Here is a 21,208-nt window from a genome sequence, read left to right on the forward strand (position 1 = left end):
GCGCAAATTTTCCATCAAACCATTGAGTCGATAAATATCAGACCAGAGCATGCATGGAATCGATCAATAACCAAACTAAGCTTTTTGCTCGCACAACAATTTGATCAGCGGCAATGCCTTTTCCCAACCATCATTGAACATACTGACAAAATCGGAATGGGTTGTGATGGTGACTTGCAGGATCACGCTGCCCGCCTGGGGAATGATGCGATAACTTTCCGTCGAACCAATCCATTTTCTCGCCATGTCGCTGTCGATATCCTGCACATGCTCTGGGGTGAAAATCGCGACATGATGATACGCCAGTGATTTACCCGGCTCGACAGTATCGAGCACCGCACGAGTGCCACCCAGTTGTGGATCGAAAAACTTCATGTCAGTACCTTCGCGCCATTCACCACTGAACTGAGAATGTGGCGAAAACGCGGTCGCCCACTGGGTGTAGAGTTCCAGCTCCGTTAGCATTTTCCACACCATGTCGGGATCGGACTGAATTTCGACTTGGTAATTCAGGGTCAACATACGGCTTTCCTTTTGTCTGTCATTCATTCGATGGTGCTGATGAGCGCAGTTACGCACCCGGTTGCACCATGTGAGGCATGATTACAGTTATAGATGACACTTGATGTAAATTGCCGATTTTTTACCCAACGTTTCAAAGATTTGTGAGCCAACAACGGAAAGCAAAATAGAACGCACGCAATGTGCTGATTTTTTTGCAAGTTAACTAAGTTGAACAATACTTATACAATCGTTTGGCTAGGGATTGGTTTATGACGAAGCATCATTACCCTTTAAGCATACAGATCAGCACGTTATTTCTGATCCTCATTACTATTATCGGCGCGGTATTGGTGTCCGTCAGTTATCAGCACGCTCAACAATTGTTAATCAGCAGCGCCAAGGAAATCAGTTACGAAAACAGCGATAAACTGGAGGCGACATTCAGCGAGAACGTATCGCCTATTCTGACAACGCTGGACTTCATGGCCTACAACAAATTTATCGAACAGAACACGCCAATAATGCAGGAAAATCGCTGGCTCAGCTCTGCTCGTCTTTTTTTTGAAAACAATCCCCACGTTGTCTCGCTGTATTACGGTACCGATGACGGTGACTTCACCATCATTCGCCCCATGTTTACGCCTCAGGCACGCGAACGGTTTAATGCCCCCGATAATGCTGTGATGTTTATTCGCAATACTCAGATCAATGGCAATGGGGAAATGATTTTCCTTGATGCTGATCTGAACATCATTCAGTCGGTTAAAAATACCGACAACCAATACGACCCGCGCGCGCGCCCCTGGTATAAAACCGCGGAGCAGGACGGCGCCATTCGCCTCACCGAACCCTATTTTTTCTATTTCTATAAAGCCTATGGCGTGACGCTCGCTCGCCGCTCCGGCAGTGGCAAGCAGGTGGTCGCCGCCGACTTCACGCTGGACTCGTTATCGAGTCAGATTGCCAAAATCGGCTACTCGCCGAACACCAAACTGGCACTGTTCGATCATCAGTTTAACTTGCTTGCCGACTATCAATCAGACCTCAATCCTCGCACCGACGAAGCCAACGTCAAGGACGAGTTGAGTAACAGCGTTTTCGCCCCCGTAGCGAACCGCATCAGCAGCCAAATGCTCTATGAGACCACCACTTATGACCGAACAAAATGGTCAGTCACGTTGACGCCTGTCGCGCTCAACAAACATGTGCATCTGCTTCTGGCTGAAGCGACCCCCACCGACGATCTGCTCGCAACCCTGATTGGCATGCGCAACAAGCAAGTGATCGTAGCTGTTATTCTGCTTGCCTTCAGTTTGGTGCTGGTGTGGTTTATCTCGGGTCGTTTGGCACGCCCGCTCTCGACACTGGTGGTCCAGACCGACAACATCGCCCGGTTTGATTTCCAGAAAACCCGTTATCCGAAAAGCATGATCAAAGAGGTCGCCGACCTCACCCACTCCATCGAACTGATGGAACATACCCTGCATGATTTATTGGGTTTACTGCGCGATACCGCTTCGAATCAGGATTTCGAAGTACTCGCGAAAACTATTACGCATCAAAGTTATCTGGTGACACGGGCAGAAACCATTCTGCTTTATACCTATTCCAACGAGCAGCAGGCGTTTTCCATCGTCGCCAACCACGCCATCATCCCGTTCAAAATTGACCTCAATGTTTTGGTTCATGATACCCCCTGGCTACTGGCAGAATTGCGCAAAGGGGAAATCGTTCATCTGACGCGCGACGACAATATTCTACGTAAGCACAAAGAGCAGCTCTACAACAGCGACATTTACCTGTTTCCACTGCTCAACCGCGCCAAACAGTTGGTGGGAGTACTCAACCTCGGCTATGAACGCACCACCACCAAAGCACAGCTCGACAAACACGCCTTCCTGCGCGAAGTGCTGAGCTTTGCTGAAATCGCCAAAGACAACATCGACAAAATGCAGCAACAAAAAGACATGCTCAATGCCTTTATTGCTCTGATTGCATCCGCCATCGATACCAAGTCGCCGTATACAGGCGGCCACTGTCAGCGCGTGCCGGAACTGACCAAAATGCTCACCGAAGCCGCAGCGAAAGATGACCACTACTTCCCCCGTTTCAAAATGAACAACGAACAGTGGGAAGAATTAATGCTGGCGGCGTGGATGCACGACTGCGGTAAAGTCACCACACCGGAATACGTGGTCGACAAAGCGACCAAGCTAGAAACCATTTATGACCGTATTCATGAAATTCGAATGCGCTTTGAAGTGCTGAAATCGCAGGCAGAAAGTAATTACTGGCAGGCACTCGCCAACGGTGGCGACGCAAATGAACTGCAAGCGCATCTGGCAGCCACGCATAAGGCGCTGGATGAAGAATTTGCCTTTGTCGCACAATGCAACATCGGCGGCGAATTCATGAGTGATGAAGACATTGAACGCCTGAGCCAGATTGCCCAGCGCCAATGGAAACGGACTCTGGATGACCAATTGGGTATTTCGTGGCTGGAAAGCCGTCGCTGCGGTGATAAACCTGAACTGCCAGTGATGGAAAATCTGCTCGCCGATAAACCAGTGCACCGTATCCCGTGGGAGAAAGGTAAGCGTCCACAGGATGTCTGGTCGGAAGAATTCATTCTCAAACCGGGAGAACTGCAATACAACCGCGGCGAACTCTACAACCTGGGCGTACGCCGTGGCACACTGACCGACGAAGAACGTTTCATCATCAATGACCATATTGTGCAGACGATTGTGATGCTGCAGCGTCTGCCCTATCCGGAGCATCTGAAAAACGTGCCGGATATTGCCGGAGGTCACCATGAACGCATGGATGGCAAAGGTTACCCACGTGGCCTGAACGAAGAAGATCTGTCGATTCCGGCGCGTGTGATGGCGATTGCCGACGTGTTTGAAGCACTGACATCAAACGATCGCCCATACAAAAAAGCCAAAACGCTGTCTGAATCAATCAACATCATGACCAGCATGGCCACCTCAGGCCACATCGACCCTAAACTCTACGTCCTCTTCCTCGAAAAAGGCATACACAACGACTACGCCGCGCGCTTCCTTGACGAAGAACAGCGCAACGACGTCGACGTTGCCGAGCACATCAAAACCGTCAAAGCGTACATGAAAGCGCAGTTCTGACTAGAGCAATAACTCCATATGCAACGAAAGCGGCCAAATACGGCCGCTTCTTTTAAAATTAATGACTTAACAAAAAAACGAGTCAATATTTAATCGATTGCGTTATCAATAGTTGATGTGTGTCAAATTGTCGTAGACAATACGCACCCGGGCGAGATCTCAAATCTGCTAGCAATTGTGATCTGGCTATCGGTTTTGTCTATATGAATGATAGGCAATGCCTTCTTTCTATTTGTGTATTGCGCTGCTAGGGTTGGCGCATGCTAACTACCTCGTTTTTAAGGGAAAGATGATGGTAATACCTGAAAACAGCAGCATCGTGATTTTTGGTGCTTCGGGAGACTTGACTTACCGCAAGTTGATTCCTGCTCTGTATCACTTGTATGCGAGCAAACAACTGCCAGAGTCCTTTGCTATTTTGGGCGTGAGCCGAACTGAATACAGCGATGAATCATACCGCGAGAAGTTAAAGCGCTCACTTCAGGAACTGGAAAAGACAGAACCTGCGATTCTTGAAGCCTTCTGTGAACACCTTCACTATCAAGCAATCAATACATCCGACATGGATGACTACGCGAAGCTGACCACTCGCCTTGATCAACTTGCTGACAAGTACGATCAAACTGAACGCAATACACTTTTCTACCTTGCGACCCCTCCAAGCCTTTACGGCGTAATTCCTGCGTGCCTTGCTGCTCAAGGTCTGAACGACGAGAAGAATGGCTGGAAACGTCTGATCATCGAAAAACCGTTTGGTTACGATCTGAAATCGGCGCAAGAGCTGGATATCGAAATCCACAACCATTTCAAAGAGCACCAGATTTACCGTATCGACCACTACCTGGGTAAAGAAACGGTACAAAACCTGTTGGTGTTCCGCTTTGCGAACGGCATGTTCGAACCTCTGTGGAACCGCAACTTCATCGATTACGTTGAAATCACTGGCGCAGAATTCCTTGGTGTCGAAGAACGTGGTGGTTACTACGACGGTTCAGGCGCGGTACGCGACATGTTCCAGAACCACCTGCTGCAAGTGCTGGCAATGGTCGGTATGGAACCACCAGCGGCCATCAACGCCAACTCTATCCGTAACGAAGTGAACAAAGTTCTGCAGAGCCTACAGCCACTGTCTGATGAAGATCTGCGTAAGAACCTGGTTCTGGGTCAGTACACAGAATCCGAAGTTCGTGGTCAGTTCCTGCCGGGTTACCGCGACGAAAACGGTGTAGCGGAAGATTCACGTACCGAAACGTACGTGGCACTGAAGATGTTCATCAATAACTGGCGCTGGAACGGTGTACCATTCTACGTACGTAGTGGTAAACGCCTGCCAACGCGCGTAACCGAAGTGGTTATTCACTTCAAACGCACTCCGCACCCGGTATTTGGTCAGAATGCCCCGGAAAACAAACTGATTATCCGCATTCAGCCGGATGAAGGTATCCTGATGAGCTTTGGCCTGAAAGAGCCGGGCGCAGGTTTCAAGGCAAAAGAAGTGTCGATGAATTTCCACTACGCTTCGCTGGAAGAAACCAAAATGCTGACCGCTTACGAGCGTCTGCTGCTGGATGCCCTCAACGGCGATGCAACACTGTTTGCCCGTACCGATGCGGTGGAAGCGTGTTGGAAGTTCGTTCAGCCAATTCTGGACTTCAAACAAGATCCGCAATCACTGTACGGCTATGCCTGTGGTACCTGGGGACCAAAAGAGTCTGACGAGCTGCTGAAAAACGACGGCCGCGACTGGCGCTTCCCTTGTAAAAACCTGACTAACACGGACTACTGCGAATTATGATCAATCATAAGATTTTTCCAACTGCCGATGCCGTTGTTGAATCCTTAGCGAACGACATGAAGGCGTACAGCGAGCTGGGTCGCCCTGTGCACATCTCACTGTCAGGCGGCAGCACCCCAAAAATGCTGTTCAAGCTACTGGCTTCTGACGCTTACACCACGACTATCCAGTGGCAGAACCTGCACTTCTGGTGGGGTGACGAGCGTTGTGTGGCACCGGACGATGCAGAAAGCAACTACGGCGAAGCGAACGCGCTGCTGTTCAGCCAAATCGACATTCCGGCTGGCAATATTCACCGCATCTTGGGTGAAAACGAGCCACAAGCCGAAGCGCAGCGCTTTGCGCAAGAAATGGCAGACGTGATTCCATCAGAAAACGGCACACCAGTGTTTGACTGGATTCTGCTGGGTGTTGGCGCAGACGGCCACACCGCTTCCCTGTTCCCGGGCAAAACCAACTACGACGACGAGAACCTGTCTGTGGTTGCCAGCCATCCGGAATCCGGCCAGCTTCGCGTATCGAAAACCGCGAAAGTACTGGAAGCAGCAAAACGCATCAGTTATCTCGTTCTTGGCGCAGGTAAGGCCGAGATCGTTTACGAAATTCACACAACTCCGGCTGAAGATCTGCCTTACCCGGCAGCGAAAATCCAGTCAACAACTGGTGAGACGGAGTGGTATTTAGATTTAGACGCAGCAACGAAAATTGCGTGAAGGAGAGAAATAAAATGAAAGGTGATATCGGTGTAATTGGCCTGGCAGTAATGGGCCAGAACCTAATCCTGAACATGAACGACCACGGTTTCAAAGTGGTAGCGCACAACCGTACTGCGGCAAAAGTTGACGAATTCCTGGAAGGCCCGGCAAAAGGCACCAACATCGTTGGTGCATACACGCTGCAAGAGCTGGTTGATAAACTGGAAGCACCACGCAAAGTGATGCTGATGGTTCGTGCTGGTGCCGTAGTTGACGCGTTCATCGATCAACTGGTTCCTCTGCTGGACAAAGGCGACATCATCATCGACGGTGGTAACACAAACTACCCAGACACTAACCGCCGCGTTGCAGCACTGCGCGAAAAAGGCATCCACTTCATCGGTACTGGCGTATCAGGCGGTGAAGAAGGCGCTCGTTTCGGACCATCTATCATGCCAGGTGGCGCACCAGAAGCTTGGGCAGCAGTGAAACCTATCTTCCAAGCGATCTCTGCAAAAACTGACGCTGGCGAGCCTTGCTGTGACTGGGTTGGCAACGACGGTGCTGGCCACTTCGTGAAAATGGTTCACAACGGTATCGAATACGGCGACATGCAGCTGATCACTGAAGCTTACCAGTTCATGAAAGATGGCTTGGGCATGACTGCTGACGAAATGCAGTCAGTGTTCGCTGACTGGAACGAAACTGAGCTGAACAGCTACCTGGTAGAAATCACGGCTGACATCCTTGGCTACAAAGATGAAGACGGTGAAGCACTGGTTGAGAAGATCCTGGATACTGCAGGCCAGAAAGGTACCGGTAAATGGACAGGTATCAACGCTCTGGATCTGGGTATTCCACTGACTCTGATCTCTGAATCTGTATTTGCGCGCTGCCTGTCTGCACTGAAAGACCAACGTGTTGAAGCGGAAAAACTGTTTGGCAAAACCATCACTCCGGTTGAAGGTGACAAACAAGAGTGGGTTGATGCACTTCGTCAAGCGCTGCTGGCATCAAAAATCATCTCTTACGCACAAGGCTTTATGCTGATGCGTGAAGCGTCAAACGAAAACGGCTGGGATCTGAACTACGGTAACGTAGCGCTGATGTGGCGCGGTGGTTGTATCATCCGTTCTGCATTCCTGGGCAATATCCGTGATGCATACGAAGCGAACCCAGATCTGGCATTCCTGGGCTCTGATGATTACTTCAAAGGCATCCTGACAGGTAGCCTGGCAGCATGGCGCAAAGTGGCAGCGAAATCTCTGGAAGCCGGTATTCCAATGCCATGTACCACATCTGCCCTGACCTTCCTGGACGGTTACACCACGGCTCGTCTGCCAGCGAACCTGCTGCAGGCACAACGTGACTACTTCGGCGCGCACACGTATGAGCGTACTGACCGTGCACGTGGTGAATTCTTCCACACCAACTGGACTGGTACAGGCGGTGACACTGCGTCGACTACCTACGACGTATAAGACGTAACCAGGGGCAATATCAGCCCTGAGCCTACGCCTAAAATTTGAGCATCAAGGAGGATGTTAACATTGTTAACATCCTCTATTTTTTGCTCAGCTTTCCTACTGAGAGAACTAACGATGACATTCATGAAAGACTATGTTTTCGTTCCAGTGGAGTTGGAACACGAAGCGGGTAAGGAAAATGAACAACTGTCAGAGCAAGAAGCAAAACGTCTCGCTCTGGTGCAACAAGCCCAGCAACAAGGCGGTTGTTAACAAAACCCGAACGTAAAAAAAGCACCCTCAGGGTGCTTTTTTATTGGCCACAACGTTCAGCCACTCAGTGTTTTGGCTTATGCCCTTTGCCCGGGTTGTTGTTGCCTTTGAAACTGCGGTTTTCCGGCTTATCGGATTTCGGCTTTTTCGCCTCACAGTCGCCTGTGCCAATCGTGATGCCTTTGGTCGCCACTTCCAGACAATCGGTTGAGATATCCAGTTGATTACCAGCAACGTTCACTTTTGCTTGTGCTGCGCCGCACAGCATCATCAGTGCCAGGCAGGTTCCAATACGTTTCATTCTTTTTCCTTATCAGACAGACTCGGAACGCATTTAACCTTGCTATCATTTTCGGCTCAATATGCCGCCTGAACACTGACAATAAAATCACTTTCCGCATACCGCCCGCTAAAAGTAGCGGATAAAAAAAGAGCACCGCAGGGTGCTCTTTAAACCAATGATGCGCTGATAACGCAAGTCGCTTAGTGGACTTTAAACTGCCCGACCACGTGGGACAGCCCGTTTGAAGTGTCACCCAGCTCTCGGCTGATAAGGTCAGTATCCGACGCGTTCTGGTTCAGTTGTCCTATCAGGCTCTGAATCGCCGCCATATTACGGCTGATTTCGCCCGTTACCTGACTTTGCTGCTCAGCAGATGTTGCCATCAGCGTATTGAGGTCGTTGATCTCCACCACCGATGTGGTCACCGTGTTGAGCGACTCCATCACTTTGTGGGTACTGTCCGATGTCGCTTCACAGCTGCGACGAGTCGATTCCATCTTGTTCACCACATTGTCACTGGTCTGACGCAGTTTCGACAGCATATCGTTGATCTGCGCCGTGCTTTGCTGCGTGCGGGCTGCCAATGCGCGAACTTCGTCAGCGACCACCGCAAAGCCTCGGCCCTGCTCACCTGCACGTGCCGCTTCGATGGCCGCATTGAGTGCCAGCAGGTTGGTCTGCTCAGCGATGTCGCCAATTACCTGCAATACGGTGCTGATTTGCTTGGTGTCTTCGCTCATGGTGCCGATGGTGTAAGACATTTCCGCTACGTCCGATTCCAGCTCAGTCACGCTGTTCACCGCATCGTTGACGGTGTGTTTCGATTCGTCTGCGTAGGTGTTGGTGCGCTCGGTGAGCTTGGCTGCGTCTGCCGCACTCTGCGCGATGGAAGCCGCCGTCGCACTCATCTCTTCAATCGCCGCAATCACCTGCTCAGTTTCAACAGTATGCGACTGCAACATGTGAACGTTTGAAGCAGACTGACTGGACAACTGATTCACCGCACCATCAATTTGTGATGATGAACTGGAAACCTGAATGAACATGCCTTGCAGCTGCTCAATGAAGCGGTTGATCGACGAAGAGATCTGACCGATTTCATCTTTCGAGGTGACGTCAAGACGCTGAGTCAAATCACCATTGCCCTGCGACAGATCTGCAACCAGGTCTTTCAAACGCAGTAACGGTTTAAACGCGAAATGCAGCATCAACACACTCAGAGCAATGATGATCGCCGCACTGATCAGCAGCGCCAGAGTGATCATCCAGTTGAGACTGTTGGTGTTCGCTTGAATCTTATCCAGATCAATATAACCCGTCAGTGTCCAGTTCTGGTCACCCACTTTCACCTGACGAGAGATGGGGATCAGGTTGGTGCCGGTTTTGTTGGAGAAAATGGTGACGTTGTTGCTGGACGTCAGTTCCAGGTAGCTCCCTTCGAGCGCGTAATTCTTCAGTACGCTGGTCAGCTCATTCAGATCGAGTACAAAGAAGTTCACCGAATCATCGACCTTCTTCACCGAAATGGTAAGCATCGGGTGGCCATCTTCCATTTCTACCGGACTGATGGTTGGCTCCATGCTTTGCGTTTCTGCCAGATCGATGTACTTCTGCGCTTTGGCTTCATCCATCGAACCTGTGTCATCAAATGCATAACCACTCACAATCTTAATGATGCGGTAAAAGCCGGAATTCTCTTTGGTATCCACGATATCCATCATACTAAAGTTCAAGCTGCTCGCGAGCGAGAGCTTAGAGCCCAGTTCAGTATTCAGTTTGTGGTCTACTAAATCGATATTGTGCGTAATGTTCTTAGTGTCGGACTCGTAAATGTAGCCACTGATAAAGTGGTTAACACTCAGATACGAAACCAGAATGGTGACCGTTATAAGCGAAACGATTAAAAGTATAAGTTTGTTTTTAAAGGAAAAGTTTTGCATGACACTTTACATCCATCAAAGTGATCTTAGTCCATTGATATCCTACACATTGCAGTGCATCTGAAATGTAATGAAAATGTTTCTTATATTCATGTAAACAACATGCTATGCGACCTTTGTTTTTCATGCAAATACTAAAGTCGAATATTCTGCCACTTGTTGTGCTTAAAATAGTCGAACAGATGATCAATTAGGCTACGGACCGCAGGAGCAAGATGTTTACGTGACGGATAGAGTGCATAAATATCCATCGTAGTCGGCTGCCATTGAGGCAACACCTGCACAAGTTCGCCCCGCTCCAGCGCACTGGTGACCAGATAGGTGGGCTGCATACTCACTCCCATATCCAGCATGGCCGCACTGAGCAGCGTGGTGGCTTCGTTGGCGGTCAGCGCGCAGTGCACTTCCACCGCCGCTTGTTCACTGCCGCGGGTAAGATTCCACACATGACGGTCAAAGTTCTTGTAACCCAAGCAGCGATGCTGCGCTAAGTCTGATGGAGTATGAATCTCACCTTCCTGCTGAAGATACCTCGGCGATGCCACCAACACTGACTCACAACGCCCTATCCGGCGGCCGATGAGCGACGGATCCGGATTGGCCGCAATACGAATTGCCAAATCTATGCGTTCCGTTACCAGATCTGCGGCTCTGTCCTGCACATCAATATCGATCTCCACCTGCGGGTGCTCAGCCAGAAACGAATTGACGGCCGGGATCAACTGAGAGAAGCCAAACGACATACTGGTCGCGAGGCGTATTTTGCCACGCAATTCATCGCGGTTGAGCAAGCGGTGTTGCAGCCCTTCTGCCTGCTCCACCCAGAGCTCGACCTCGCTCAGACACTGCTCGCCCGCCGTTGTGAGCGACACTTTGCGCGTGGTGCGGTTCAGCAGGCGCACATTGAGCCAGCTCTCCATCGCATCAATGTAACGCGTCACCATCGGCCGTGACATCTCCAGCCGATCGGCGGTCGCGGTAAAACTGTTGGTCGTCGCGACATCAATAAACACTTTGGCCGCAATCAGTCTGTCCATAATTAGCTCGATTTAAGAAACAATGATGCTAATTATTCGCTATATATCCGAACAAGTCCAATGCGTAAACTGCGTCCATCAACTCAACGAAGTGAACAGGACAACCTAATGAAAACCACACTTGCATTAAGCACAACCCTTCTTGTTTCTGGCGGCGCGCTGGCGGCACAACCTTTGACGCTGGATATCTACAATGCCGATGGCAACAGCTTCCATGTCAACTCAACTCTGGTTTATGGTGAAACCGAAGCGATGGTGATCGACACTGGCTTTACCAAAGCCGACGCACTGCGCATCGCGGCCAAAGTGGCCGATTCTGGTAAGAAACTGACCACCATTTTCATTAGTCAGGCGGATCCGGATTACTACTTCGGTGCTGAAGTGCTGCATGAACTGTATCCGGACGCAAAAGTGCTGGCTACGCCGGCGGTGCGCGCCACGATTGAAGCGAATCTGGCTGGCAAACTGGCGTTCTGGGCACCGAAAATGGGCAGCAACGCGCCAGTGAAGCCGGTATTGCCGACTGCGTACAACGGTCACACACTGAACATTGACGGCCGCACCATTGAAATCCGCGGCAGCGAAGGCGAACTGAATCATCGTCCATACTTGTGGATTCCGGCGAATCAGGCGATTCTGGGCAACGTTGCAGTATACGGTAACGTGCATTTATGGATGGCCGACGCACAAAGCGATGCCGAGCGTCAGGCATGGACCCAGCAGTTGTCTGAAATGGCAGCGCTGAAACCGAAAATGGTCATTCCGGGCCACATGATGCCGGGCACCAAAACCGACAGCAGCGCGATCAAATTCTCGCAACAGTATCTGGCTGATTTCGCGAATGCGAAAGCGCACAGCAAAAATAGTCAGCAGCTGATCGACGCCATGCAACAACGTTATCCGACCGCAGGTCTACCGATGGCACTGGAAATCGGCGCGAAAGTACACACAGGAGAGATGCAATGGTAACGGCCCACTATATTTTCGACCCGATGTGCGGCTGGTGTTACGGCGCCACCGCACTGATGCAGGCTCTGGCCGCTCACCCTGAGGTGAATTTAGTGATGCATCCGGGTGGCATGATGACCCGCAGCGCGCTGAGTGATGACTTCCGCCAGCACATTCTGGAGGCGGACCAACGCATCTCGGGCCTTACCCGTCAACCGTTTGGTGATGCGTATATCGCCAGAGTGCGCAGCGGCGAAACCATCATGCTCGATTCTTATCTCACGGCTCAGGCTATTCTGGCTGCTCAGTTGACAGGTCAGTCGCCGTTCGAGATGCTGAAACGCATTCAGGCAGGCCACTACGTCCACGGCTTAGCCGTCGCGGAACGTGACGTGCTTGATGGCCTCGCAGCTGAAATGGGCATTGACGCCGACAGCTGGCAGCAGGCAATGCAAGAGGCGAAAGCGTCGCTCATGCCAGAAATCGAACGCACCCAGATGCTGATGTCGCAATGGGGCTTGGGCGGTTTCCCGTCACTGGTGTTGGAACAAAACGGTCAGTTCAAATCCGTTCCGCTCAGCCACTACTATGGCCGGGAACGTGACTGGGATGCCCTGTGGCAATCCATCACTGCCAATTCGTAACCCTTCTTTCACAACGCACCGCTCTCGGTGCGTTTTTTTTCTTCTGCCTCTCCGCCTGCTCACAATCTCACCAACGCCTGACTTTTTTCGAGTCATATCACTTTTTCTGTTGAATCTGAATCGGCTTCGCCTTAAGTTATAGACGTCTAAACGTCTTTGCGTTTAAACATCTAATAAAAATAATGAGGTTCTTACTATGTCAAATCATGCTGTCAGTGTTCTCGACGGGGGAATGGGTCGAGAGTTGGAAAAACGTGGCGCGCCGTTCCGCCAGCCTGAGTGGTCAGCACTGGCAATGATCGAAGCACCAGAAATCGTACGGGACGTTCATCGTGCGTTTATTCAGAGCGGTGCCGAAGTGATCACCACCAACAGTTATGCTCTGGTTCCGTTCCATATTGGCGAAACCCGTTTTCATCAGGAAGCCCAGCTTCTTGCACACCGCGCGGGCGATGTCGCGCGTCAAGCCGTGCAACTGGAAGGCAAAGCGACTCGCGTTGCAGGTTCGATTCCCCCCCTGTTTGGTTCATACCGTGCTGATCTGTTCGATGCTACCCGTGTTGAAGAAATTGCCACACCGCTGATTAACGGGTTGGCGCCGCATGTTGATTTCTGGCTGGCGGAAACTCAAAGCCTGGTTGCCGAATCGGTGGCTGTGAAAGCCCTGTTGGATGAGCTGGATACACAACACAAACCGCTGTGGGTGTCGTTCACTCTTGAAGACGCAGAGCCCACTGATGTGCCGCGCCTGCGCTCGGGCGAAACCGTTGCCGATGCCATTCACGCCATGATCACACTGAACGTCAGCGCGATTTTATTCAACTGCTGCCAGCCGGAAGTGATTGAAGAAGCCCTCACTATCGCGGCCGGCATTCTCAAAAAAACCGGCGCGCAGCAGATTCAGCTGGGCGCTTACGCCAACGCGTTTCCTCCTCAACCGAAAGATGCCACTGCCAACGATGGCCTCGACGAACTGCGCGCCGATCTCACCCCTCCAGCTTATCTGCTGTGGGCTGAAAAATGGCAACAACAAGGCGCCACTCTGATTGGCGGCTGCTGTGGCATTGGCCCGGAACACATCGCGACGCTGAGCCAACACTTCAGCCACGCTGGGTGATGGCATGCAGAACACACAAAAAATTGGCCTGACGACGCTGACCGCACTGGTGTTTAGCTCCATGGTTGGCGCAGGCATTTTCAGCCTGCCGCAAAACATGGCCGAAGTGGCGGGCGTCGATGCGATTCTCACTGGCTGGCTCATCACTGGCGTGGGTATTCTGCTGCTGGCGGGCTGCTTTCTTCATCTGTCTCGCCTGAGACCGGATCTCGATGGTGGTATCTACACCTACGCGCGCACTGGCTTTGGTGATGTCGCGGGCTTTCTTTCCGCCTGGGGTTACTGGCTGTGCGCCACCATTGGTGTGGTCGGCTATTTGGTGGTGGCCTTTGCCGCCGTCGGCGCGTTTGTGGATACACCCGATTCGGTATTATTCGGCGACGGCAATACGCTCCCGGCGTTCATCGGTGAATCCATCATTTTGTGGTCAGTACATTACCTGGTGCTGCGCGGCGTGAAACAAGCGGCGTTCATCAACCTGCTTGCCACATTAGCCAAAAGCCTGCCGCTGATTGCGTTTATCGTTCTGGCTTACCTGGCTTTTGAGCCAGAGACCTTCAACTTCGATCGCTCTGGCAGCACGCTCGGCACCCCGTTTATGGAACAAGTGAAAAGCACCATGCTGATCACGCTGTGGGTTTTCACGGGCATTGAAGGCGCGATCGTGTTGTCGATTCGAGCCAAGCGCCGTGAAGACATCGGCAAAGCGACCTATCTCGGAGTGGTATTCGCGCTGGTGTTGTACGTGGCGATTACGTTGCTCTCTCTGGGCGTGATGAGCCGCGGTGACGTGGCAGCGCTGGGTAATCCGTCGATGTCTGGCCTGATGGCGCACATGAGTGGCAGTGTCGGTCAATGGGTCATTAGTCTCGGGCTGATTGTGTCGGTGCTGGCCTCGTATTTGAGCTGGATTCTTTACTCCGCCGAAGTGCCGTGTACCGCTGCGCAACATGGCGCATTTCCGCGCTTTTTTGCTCAGCAGAATGAGCAAGGCACATCGACCGCTTCTCTCACTCTGACCAGCCTGACGGTGCAACTCTGTTTGGTGCTGATTTTGTGGACGGGCGAGAGCTACAACACCTTGGTGTTGGTCTCTACCTCAATGATTCTGGTGCCGTACTTTTTGGTGGGCGCATATCTGGTGAAAGTCGCCTTTGAGCAGTGCTGTCACTGGCCAATCAAAGCCATCGGTCTGGGCGCCAGTGTGTATGGTTTGTGGCTGATCTATGCCGCGGGGCTGAATAGCCTGGCGCTGTCGACCTTACTCTACATACCGGGATTGATGGTGTTTTTCTACAGCCGCCACAAGCATCGTCAACTGGCACTGCAACCTTAACCCTGCTCTTTCGTTTGCTCTGCCCTTTGCTTGTTGAAGGGCAGACGCGCACTGCTTTTTGCATCGTCATTCAGCTCCTGCGCCAGTTGCTTCCATCCGCTCACTTCATCACGGAAATAGCGCACTTGCTTCGGTGTCGCTAAACGCACAATCTGTACCACGTATTTGTCGCTGATGCTGTCGTTGTACTTCTGCTTCGCTTTCAGCACCGGACTGTAGTACTGCTCCGGCTCAAACAACAAGGCTTGCAGATGAGTGCTGAACCTTGATTCATCATGGCGCTCATCAAGCAGGGTTTTGAGTTCATTGCGCAGGCGGGCCTGAAACGCCATCCAGTCGTTGGTGGTCACCTGCACCTCATTAGCCCACTGCTTCACCAGTGTTTGCTGCACTGGAGTCAAATCGCCCAGCCACTGCTCCATCCGTTCGGAGATGCGTTCGACGTAACGGCCGCGGATCTCAGGTTCATTGAGCCCCTGATATTTATCGGCGAATTTCTGATGGCGCTTGGCCACACCCTGTAAAAACTCCTCAGCCTGCGCATCACTGAGGTTATTGGCTAGCTGATAAACGTCGGGAAGAAACTTACTCAGCAGACGCTGATAATGGTCATTGATCAACGCTTGCTGCTGCTTGAGATCCTGCTCGGTAAAGCTCGCCGGGTCGAGTGCTAGCCACTGATCGAGCTGCTCAATGTAGGCGGGCAGCTCGGCACTCTGGTGCCACTGGCTGAGCAGCATAATGCGATCGCTCAACCTATCTTCCTGCTCATCGGTCAAATCAACGTAATCTTCCAGATAGTCAATAACGATCCAGTCGATATTGTGATAAACAAATTTAGTGCCGCACCCCACCAGCACCAGCGTGCTGAGCAAAAGCGCTATCCATTTCGCCATGACGTTTTATCCCTGTTGCTCTGTGAGTAAACATAGTCATTGAAAGCTTGTTGCGCGACCTTAACTCACCAATATGACCGTCAGGCGAATACGTTCAAACTGGCGTGAATTTTTTTCTCAATCAACGTGATGAGTTCACCGTTGAGCTCATTGAGTGCCGGTTCGACGTTTTTCGCCAGCGGTAGAATGATTTGAAAATCGTAATGAATATCAAACCCCAGCGGCCTGACCACCACCCCTGCCCGTTTGGCATCACATGCAGAAACCGTATTAACAATCGACAGCCCGGTGCCGTTGGCCACCAGCCGAATCGCCATTTCGCTCAATGACACCGTCCAGATTTTCTTAGGCGTGACTTGCTGGTCGGTCAGGTGCTGAGTAATCAGATTGCGGCTCTGCTCCGCAGGCTCGCCACAAATCAGCGTTTCGTTCTCGAAATCGCTGATCTCAATCACCGACTTCGCCGCCAGCGGATGGTCAGCCGGAATCAAACAGACGCCCGGTAACGAATGCTGAAAGCTCTGATAACGGGGATCGAGCCGAGTGTCCGTCGTGATGCCAAAGTCAAAGCGCTGCGCCACCATATCTTCCGGAATCTGATTGGAGCGGTACGAATAGAGGCTGATTTCCAGATCCGGAAACTGCTGGGCCAGTTGTGCGGCAGCCTCCGGAACCAGACTCATGGCAAACGAAGGCATGCTCACCACGCGCAGTTGGCCTGTCGCCTGTTCTCTCAGCCGATCGGCAAACTGTCGCAGGTGATTAAGACCTAAGTAGACCCGGTCAACTTCGTCATAGAACAGAGTGCCACGCCTTGTCGGCAGCAAGCGATTGTTGTGACGTTCAAACAATTCAAAGCCCAGTCGCGCTTCCAACTGCTTGATTAAGCGGCTGATAGCGGGCTGAGAAATCAACATCTTATCCGCCGCTTCCGTCGCACTGCTGGTCTTCATGATCCACATAAAGGCTTCAATCTGACTGTCCGTAAAACCCCGATGAGCCATAACTTTTCCTTATCGTCCAATAATCACAAGTCATTAGAAAGCGTAAAGGCAGCCAGTATACAGTTAAAAACAACAAAAATGTCACATTTGAACTCATACGCATAACATTTGGCTATGGGTAACACTTAGCAAAGGACGAGGCGATGATCGAAGAAATCTCCATCAATAATGAGCTGTTTACTGCCTGGCGACGCGACATTCACCAACACCCGGAACTCGGGTTTGAAGAGCACCGCACCGCCCAAGTTGTCGCCGACAAACTGACCGAATGGGGTTTCGACGAAGTCCATACGGGGATCGCCACCACGGGCGTTGTGGGTGTGCTGCGAGGCCGCACCGCATCAACTCGCACCATCGGCCTGCGCGCCGATATGGATGCGTTGCAGATGACGGAGAATAACGACTTCGGCCATGCCTCTTGTCATCAGGAGAAAATGCATGGCTGCGGCCACGATGGGCACACCGCGATGCTGCTGGCGGCAGCCTGGTATCTGGCCCGCCACCGCAATTTCGCTGGCACCATTCACTTTATTTTTCAACCCGCCGAAGAAGGTTTAGGCGGAGCGAAAGTGATGATTGATGACGGCTTGTTTGAACGCTTTCCGTGTGACCGCGTATACGGCATGCACAACATGCCGGGCATTCCCCAAGGCCATTTCTGGCTGCGTGAAGGGGCGCTGCTGGCAGGCTCCGATCGCTTCACCATTGAGATTCAGGGTAAAGGCGGCCACGCGGCCCTGCCGCAGCATGCCGTCGATCCGATGCTGGTTGTCAGCGCCATCATCAGCGGCGCACAAAGCATCATCAGCCGCAACACCTCGCCGCTCGACTCTGCGGTGCTGTCGTTTACCGATCTGCATGCGGGTTCCGGCACGTTCAACGTGATTCCAAGCAACGCGACCATGATGGGCTGTATTCGTACCTTTGATAACAGCGTACGCGAGCACGCTATCGAACGTCTGGAACAGCTGGTTGAGAGCACCGCGCGCGCTTATGGTGCCAGCGCGTCGGTAACCTTCCGTCCCGGCAGCTACCCAGCAACCATTAACGACGCTGATGCTACCCGCCTTGCCACCGAAGTCGCACGGCAAGTAGTAGGCGACGCGAACGTTAACCCCGACTGCCTGCCGCTGTCTGGCAGCGAGGATTTCTCATTCATGCTGCAAGCCGTACCGGGTTGCTACCTGCTGCTCGGCAATGGGTTGGAAGGCGAAACCGGTGGCATCTGCGTGCACAACCCTCACTACGATTTTAACGATGAAATCATTCCGGCTGGGGCCTCGTTTTTCGTGCGCCTGATCGAACGCGAATTGCCGACACAGTAATCCAGATTTATCCCAAGGAGAATTTTTCATGGAAGAAAGCAAAACCCTGACCTCCGGCAACAGCTCCGGACTCATGCATCGCATTGCGAATATGGCGAATGCCTTACCGCATCCTTTCATCATGTTTTTCGCCCTGTTTGTCGCAACGTTACTGCTCTCGGCTGTGATGAGCGTATGGGCGGATCCGATTCATCACCCGGTGACCAATGAGCTGATTCAGGTACGTTCGCTGCTGAGCTGGGACGGCCTCAAGTTTATGGTTACCAAAGCGGTGACGAACTTTACCGGCTTTCGTCCGCTCGGCTTAGTGTTGATGATGGTGCTGGCGCTTGGTTTGATCCAAAAAACCGGTCTGGCTGACGCAACCATTAAGCGCATGCTGAGCAACGTCTCACCGCGCTTAATTACGCCTGCGGTCGTGATGACATCGATCATCGGTAACCTGGTTTCAGATGCCGCAGTGTTCCTCATTCCGCCGCTTGCGGCCATCATGTACAAAACCGTCGGTCGCAATCCGATTGCCGGTATTGTGGTGGCCTTTATCGCCATTTTCGCTGGATTCAGTGCCAACTTCTTTATCGCAGGGACTGACCTGCTGCTATCCGGGATCTCTACCGAAGTGGTGCAGAGTGTGCGTCCCGGCTATGAAGTCAGTGTGTTGGCCAACTGGTTCTTTATGTGTGTATCCGTGCCGTTTATTACTCTGATCATCACGGTGATGAACGATAAATACACCGAGCCGATGCTGGCGCGTTTTCATGTGCAGGAGACTGGACACAGAAACGCGCAGCATACCCAACTGACAGACATTGAACGCCGTGCGCTGCGCAAAACCGGTCTGATCGCATTGGGTTATGTCGCTGCGGTAGCGCTGCTGATTTTGCCGGAAACGTCGGGGCTGAGAAACCCGCAAGGTGGCCTGCTGCCTTCCCCGTTTATGAGCGGCTTGGTGCCGATCATCATGATCTTTTTCTGTTTGTGCGGCATCGTCTACGGGGTTTCGGTAGGCAAGATCAAATCGTCTGGTGACGTGCCGCGCTTAATGGAAGAAGCAATGCGCGAGATGTGTGGCTTTATAGTCATCGTTTTTATGGTGGCGCAGTTTATTGCGATTTTTAACTGGTCCAACTTAGCGATTGTCGGTGCGGTCAACGGCGCGGACTGGCTGCTGCACATGAATCTGCCCTCTTCTCTGGTGCTGGTCGGTTTCATTCTGTTGGCGGCGGTGGTTAACCTGTTTATTTACAGCGGCTCTGCGCAATGGGCGTTGATGGCGCCTATCTTCCTGCCGATGCTGATGTTGCTCGGCCTGGAGCCGGAAGCGATTCAGGCGGCTTACCGCATCGCGGATTCGTCCACCAACGTGATCTCGCCGATCAACCCATATCTGCCACTGATTCTGGCAGTGATACAAAACTACAATAAGTCGTTCTCGCTGGGGCACCTGCTGACCACAGCCATGCCTTATTCACTGGCAATTCTGTTTGGTTGGAGCGCGCTTTACTTCGTCTGGTACGGTCTGGGCTTACCTTTTGGTTTGTAACCTTTGCTTATCGCTCACAAAACGCCTTGTATCCTTCCGGTTTTGTGAGCATTTTTCTTCCTCACCCTCGCGATGGCGAGCATAAAAAAGCCAGCTTTCGCTGGCTTTTTTCGTTAGGAGAGATTCCACAGTCTGGCGACGTTCTCGGCCAAATCGGCGAGGTTAAAGTCGGACTCTTTGAGCGCATCTTCCAGTGTCATGGCACGCGGTACAGCAGAAAACACCGCATCGATACCACATTGATACACCGCCTGGTAGTTGTCTCCGGTACAGCCGGAAAGCGCGATCACCGGAATATCAAACCGCTTGGCGACCTGTGCCACGCCCATCGGCGTTTTGCCGTGGACCGTTTGGCTGTCAATCCGGCCTTCACCCGTAATGACCAGATCCGCGCCCTGCACCAGCTCGGCCAGTCTGACTGTTTCAAGCACGATGTCGATACCCGGTTTGAGTACCGCTTGCGTGTAACCCAATAACGCAGCGCCCATACCACCCGCCGCGCCCGCGCCCGCCGTATCAATCACGCTTTTGCCGGTGGCGTGTTGGGTGAGCAAACCGAAGTTTTTGAGTGCGTCATCCAGCAATTCAACATCCGCCGGCGTTGCACCTTTCTGTGGACCAAAAATAGCGGATGCGCCTTTCGGGCCACACAACGGGTTGTTCACATCGCTGGCGACCAGAATTTCACACTCGCTCAGCCTTGGATCGAGCGCATCAATATCAATCTGCGCCAGTTCGGTCAGGCCTCCACCCGTCAGCGCAATACTGTCGCCATCACGGTTGAGAAAGCGGGCGCCCAGCGCAGCCAGCATGCCGACACCGGCGTCATTGGTCGAGCTGCCGCCCAAGCCGATGATCAGCCTTTTCACACCTTGATCCAGCGCGTGACGAATCAGTTCGCCCGTGCCAAAACTGGTGGTCAGTTTCGGGTCACGTTGCGCCAGAGGCACATGGTGCAACCCACTCGCCGCCGCCATTTCAATCACCGCGGTCTGGCTATCACCTAACATTCCGTAGAAAGCATCCACTGGCTTGTTTTGCGGTCCTTTCACTTTGAGATGCACCAGATAACCTTCGGTGGCATCCACCAGCGACTGAACCGTTCCTTCACCGCCATCAGCCACAGGTACTGAGACAAATTCTGCGTCCTGCCACACTCGTGCGAGTCCGGCATGGATGGCGTCACTGACCTGCTTCGCCGTTAAACTTTCTTTAAACGAATCTGGGGCGATAACCACTTTCATATCACTCTCCTA

At 52.2% G+C, this 21,208-nt stretch carries 18 protein-coding genes; 11 read left to right on the top strand and 7 right to left on the bottom strand.

Annotated features, from left to right (window positions below; genetic code table 11):
- Positions 1–75: 75 nt before the first annotated feature.
- Positions 76–522: an SRPBCC domain-containing protein gene (locus JIG40_RS19005; RefSeq protein ID WP_020332477.1), complete on the bottom strand. Its 447-nt coding sequence runs from the start codon at positions 520–522 to the stop codon at positions 76–78.
- 251 nt (positions 523–773) lie between these two features.
- Between JIG40_RS19005 and JIG40_RS19010 the strand changes: the two genes are divergently transcribed.
- The 5 genes from JIG40_RS19010 to JIG40_RS22985 all read left to right on the top strand — a co-directional run bounded on the left by JIG40_RS19010 (position 774) and on the right by JIG40_RS22985 (position 7,879).
- Positions 774–3,650, top strand: coding sequence for an HD domain-containing phosphohydrolase (locus JIG40_RS19010; protein ID WP_199465860.1), 2,877 nt, complete (start codon positions 774–776; stop codon positions 3,648–3,650).
- A 292-nt stretch (positions 3,651–3,942) separates the two neighbouring features.
- Positions 3,943–5,445 (top strand): glucose-6-phosphate dehydrogenase, encoded by a 1,503-nt coding sequence (zwf, locus tag JIG40_RS19015; RefSeq protein ID WP_020332475.1) that lies wholly within the window; start codon positions 3,943–3,945, stop codon positions 5,443–5,445.
- Positions 5,442–6,158 carry a 6-phosphogluconolactonase gene (gene pgl, locus JIG40_RS19020; RefSeq protein WP_199465861.1) on the top strand — a complete coding sequence of 239 codons (717 nt, stop codon included), beginning with the start codon at positions 5,442–5,444 and terminating at the stop codon, positions 6,156–6,158. Before zwf ends, pgl begins: the two co-directional genes overlap by 4 nt.
- Positions 6,159–6,172: 14 nt before the next feature.
- Positions 6,173–7,621 (top strand): decarboxylating NADP(+)-dependent phosphogluconate dehydrogenase, encoded by a 1,449-nt coding sequence (gene gnd, locus JIG40_RS19025; protein ID WP_165879436.1) that lies wholly within the window; start codon positions 6,173–6,175, stop codon positions 7,619–7,621.
- 129 nt (positions 7,622–7,750) lie between these two features.
- Positions 7,751–7,879, top strand: coding sequence for a hypothetical protein (locus JIG40_RS22985; RefSeq protein WP_257939536.1), 129 nt, complete (start codon positions 7,751–7,753; stop codon positions 7,877–7,879).
- 64 nt (positions 7,880–7,943) lie between these two features.
- Here JIG40_RS22985 and JIG40_RS19030 read toward each other — a convergent pair whose 3' ends face one another.
- The 3 genes from JIG40_RS19030 to JIG40_RS19040 form a co-directional block, all read right to left on the bottom strand.
- Entirely contained in the window at positions 7,944–8,180 is a 237-nt protein-coding gene (locus JIG40_RS19030; RefSeq protein ID WP_020432620.1) for a hypothetical protein, read from the bottom strand.
- Between the two features lie 182 nt (positions 8,181–8,362).
- Positions 8,363–10,102, bottom strand: a complete 1,740-nt coding sequence (locus tag JIG40_RS19035; protein ID WP_020432632.1) for a methyl-accepting chemotaxis protein — start codon at positions 10,100–10,102, stop codon at positions 8,363–8,365.
- Positions 10,103–10,236: 134 nt separating this feature from the next.
- Positions 10,237–11,139 (bottom strand): LysR family transcriptional regulator, encoded by a 903-nt coding sequence (locus tag JIG40_RS19040; protein WP_199465862.1) that lies wholly within the window; start codon positions 11,137–11,139, stop codon positions 10,237–10,239.
- 108 nt (positions 11,140–11,247) lie between these two features.
- On the opposite strand from JIG40_RS19040, the gene JIG40_RS19045 reads away from it, so the two are divergent.
- The 4 genes from JIG40_RS19045 (at position 11,248) to JIG40_RS19060 (ending at position 15,184) form a co-directional block, all read left to right on the top strand.
- On the top strand, positions 11,248–12,108 hold the full coding sequence (locus JIG40_RS19045; RefSeq protein WP_047462947.1) for an MBL fold metallo-hydrolase: 861 nt from the start codon (positions 11,248–11,250) through the stop codon (positions 12,106–12,108).
- Entirely contained in the window at positions 12,102–12,731 is a 630-nt protein-coding gene (locus JIG40_RS19050) for a DsbA family protein (RefSeq protein WP_199465863.1), read from the top strand. The genes JIG40_RS19045 and JIG40_RS19050 overlap by 7 nt, the downstream gene beginning before the upstream one ends.
- A gap of 196 nt (positions 12,732–12,927) precedes the next feature.
- Positions 12,928–13,848: a homocysteine S-methyltransferase family protein gene (locus JIG40_RS19055; protein WP_199465864.1), complete on the top strand. Its 921-nt coding sequence runs from the start codon at positions 12,928–12,930 to the stop codon at positions 13,846–13,848.
- A gap of 4 nt (positions 13,849–13,852) precedes the next feature.
- Entirely contained in the window at positions 13,853–15,184 is a 1,332-nt protein-coding gene (locus tag JIG40_RS19060; protein ID WP_199465865.1) for a basic amino acid/polyamine antiporter, read from the top strand.
- On the opposite strand, the gene JIG40_RS19065 is transcribed toward JIG40_RS19060, so the two are convergent.
- Both JIG40_RS19065 and JIG40_RS19070 read right to left on the bottom strand, forming a co-directional pair.
- Positions 15,181–16,080, bottom strand: coding sequence for a DUF6279 family lipoprotein (locus JIG40_RS19065; RefSeq protein ID WP_143683893.1), 900 nt, complete (start codon positions 16,078–16,080; stop codon positions 15,181–15,183). The two genes, JIG40_RS19060 and JIG40_RS19065, sit on opposite strands and share 4 nt — an antisense overlap.
- 80 nt (positions 16,081–16,160) lie before the next feature.
- Positions 16,161–17,084: a LysR substrate-binding domain-containing protein gene (locus JIG40_RS19070; protein ID WP_020332462.1), complete on the bottom strand. Its 924-nt coding sequence runs from the start codon at positions 17,082–17,084 to the stop codon at positions 16,161–16,163.
- A 143-nt stretch (positions 17,085–17,227) separates the two neighbouring features.
- On the opposite strand from JIG40_RS19070, the gene JIG40_RS19075 reads away from it, so the two are divergent.
- Both JIG40_RS19075 and JIG40_RS19080 read left to right on the top strand, forming a co-directional pair.
- Positions 17,228–18,409, top strand: coding sequence for a M20 aminoacylase family protein (locus tag JIG40_RS19075; protein ID WP_199465866.1), 1,182 nt, complete (start codon positions 17,228–17,230; stop codon positions 18,407–18,409).
- 28 nt (positions 18,410–18,437) lie between these two features.
- Positions 18,438–19,952, top strand: coding sequence for an AbgT family transporter (locus JIG40_RS19080; protein ID WP_199465867.1), 1,515 nt, complete (start codon positions 18,438–18,440; stop codon positions 19,950–19,952).
- A gap of 113 nt (positions 19,953–20,065) precedes the next feature.
- Here JIG40_RS19080 and JIG40_RS19085 read toward each other — a convergent pair whose 3' ends face one another.
- Positions 20,066–21,196: a glycerate kinase gene (locus tag JIG40_RS19085; protein ID WP_020329856.1), complete on the bottom strand. Its 1,131-nt coding sequence runs from the start codon at positions 21,194–21,196 to the stop codon at positions 20,066–20,068.
- Between the last annotated feature and the right edge of the window lie 12 nt (positions 21,197–21,208).

The organism is Vibrio sp. bablab_jr001 (assembly GCF_016464285.1).
Taxonomy (GTDB): domain Bacteria; phylum Pseudomonadota; class Gammaproteobacteria; order Enterobacterales; family Vibrionaceae; genus Vibrio; species Vibrio fluvialis.

Bases quoted from the DNA above. Each gene is read 5' to 3' on its own strand.
- JIG40_RS19005 (WP_020332477.1), bottom strand. From the start codon at position 522: ATGTTGACCCTGAATTACCAAGTCGAAATTCAGTCCGATCCCGACATG.
- JIG40_RS19010 (WP_199465860.1), top strand. From the start codon at position 774: ATGACGAAGCATCATTACCCTTTAAGCATACAGATCAGCACGTTATTT.
- zwf (WP_020332475.1), top strand. From the start codon at position 3,943: ATGGTAATACCTGAAAACAGCAGCATCGTGATTTTTGGTGCTTCGGGA.
- pgl (WP_199465861.1), top strand. From the start codon at position 5,442: ATGATCAATCATAAGATTTTTCCAACTGCCGATGCCGTTGTTGAATCC.
- gnd (WP_165879436.1), top strand. From the start codon at position 6,173: ATGAAAGGTGATATCGGTGTAATTGGCCTGGCAGTAATGGGCCAGAAC.
- JIG40_RS22985 (WP_257939536.1), top strand. From the start codon at position 7,751: ATGAAAGACTATGTTTTCGTTCCAGTGGAGTTGGAACACGAAGCGGGT.
- JIG40_RS19030 (WP_020432620.1), bottom strand. From the start codon at position 8,180: ATGAAACGTATTGGAACCTGCCTGGCACTGATGATGCTGTGCGGCGCA.
- JIG40_RS19035 (WP_020432632.1), bottom strand. From the start codon at position 10,102: ATGCAAAACTTTTCCTTTAAAAACAAACTTATACTTTTAATCGTTTCG.
- JIG40_RS19040 (WP_199465862.1), bottom strand. From the start codon at position 11,139: ATGGACAGACTGATTGCGGCCAAAGTGTTTATTGATGTCGCGACGACC.
- JIG40_RS19045 (WP_047462947.1), top strand. From the start codon at position 11,248: ATGAAAACCACACTTGCATTAAGCACAACCCTTCTTGTTTCTGGCGGC.
- JIG40_RS19050 (WP_199465863.1), top strand. From the start codon at position 12,102: ATGGTAACGGCCCACTATATTTTCGACCCGATGTGCGGCTGGTGTTAC.
- JIG40_RS19055 (WP_199465864.1), top strand. From the start codon at position 12,928: ATGTCAAATCATGCTGTCAGTGTTCTCGACGGGGGAATGGGTCGAGAG.
- JIG40_RS19060 (WP_199465865.1), top strand. From the start codon at position 13,853: ATGCAGAACACACAAAAAATTGGCCTGACGACGCTGACCGCACTGGTG.
- JIG40_RS19065 (WP_143683893.1), bottom strand. From the start codon at position 16,080: ATGGCGAAATGGATAGCGCTTTTGCTCAGCACGCTGGTGCTGGTGGGG.
- JIG40_RS19070 (WP_020332462.1), bottom strand. From the start codon at position 17,084: ATGGCTCATCGGGGTTTTACGGACAGTCAGATTGAAGCCTTTATGTGG.
- JIG40_RS19075 (WP_199465866.1), top strand. From the start codon at position 17,228: ATGATCGAAGAAATCTCCATCAATAATGAGCTGTTTACTGCCTGGCGA.
- JIG40_RS19080 (WP_199465867.1), top strand. From the start codon at position 18,438: ATGGAAGAAAGCAAAACCCTGACCTCCGGCAACAGCTCCGGACTCATG.
- JIG40_RS19085 (WP_020329856.1), bottom strand. From the start codon at position 21,196: ATGAAAGTGGTTATCGCCCCAGATTCGTTTAAAGAAAGTTTAACGGCG.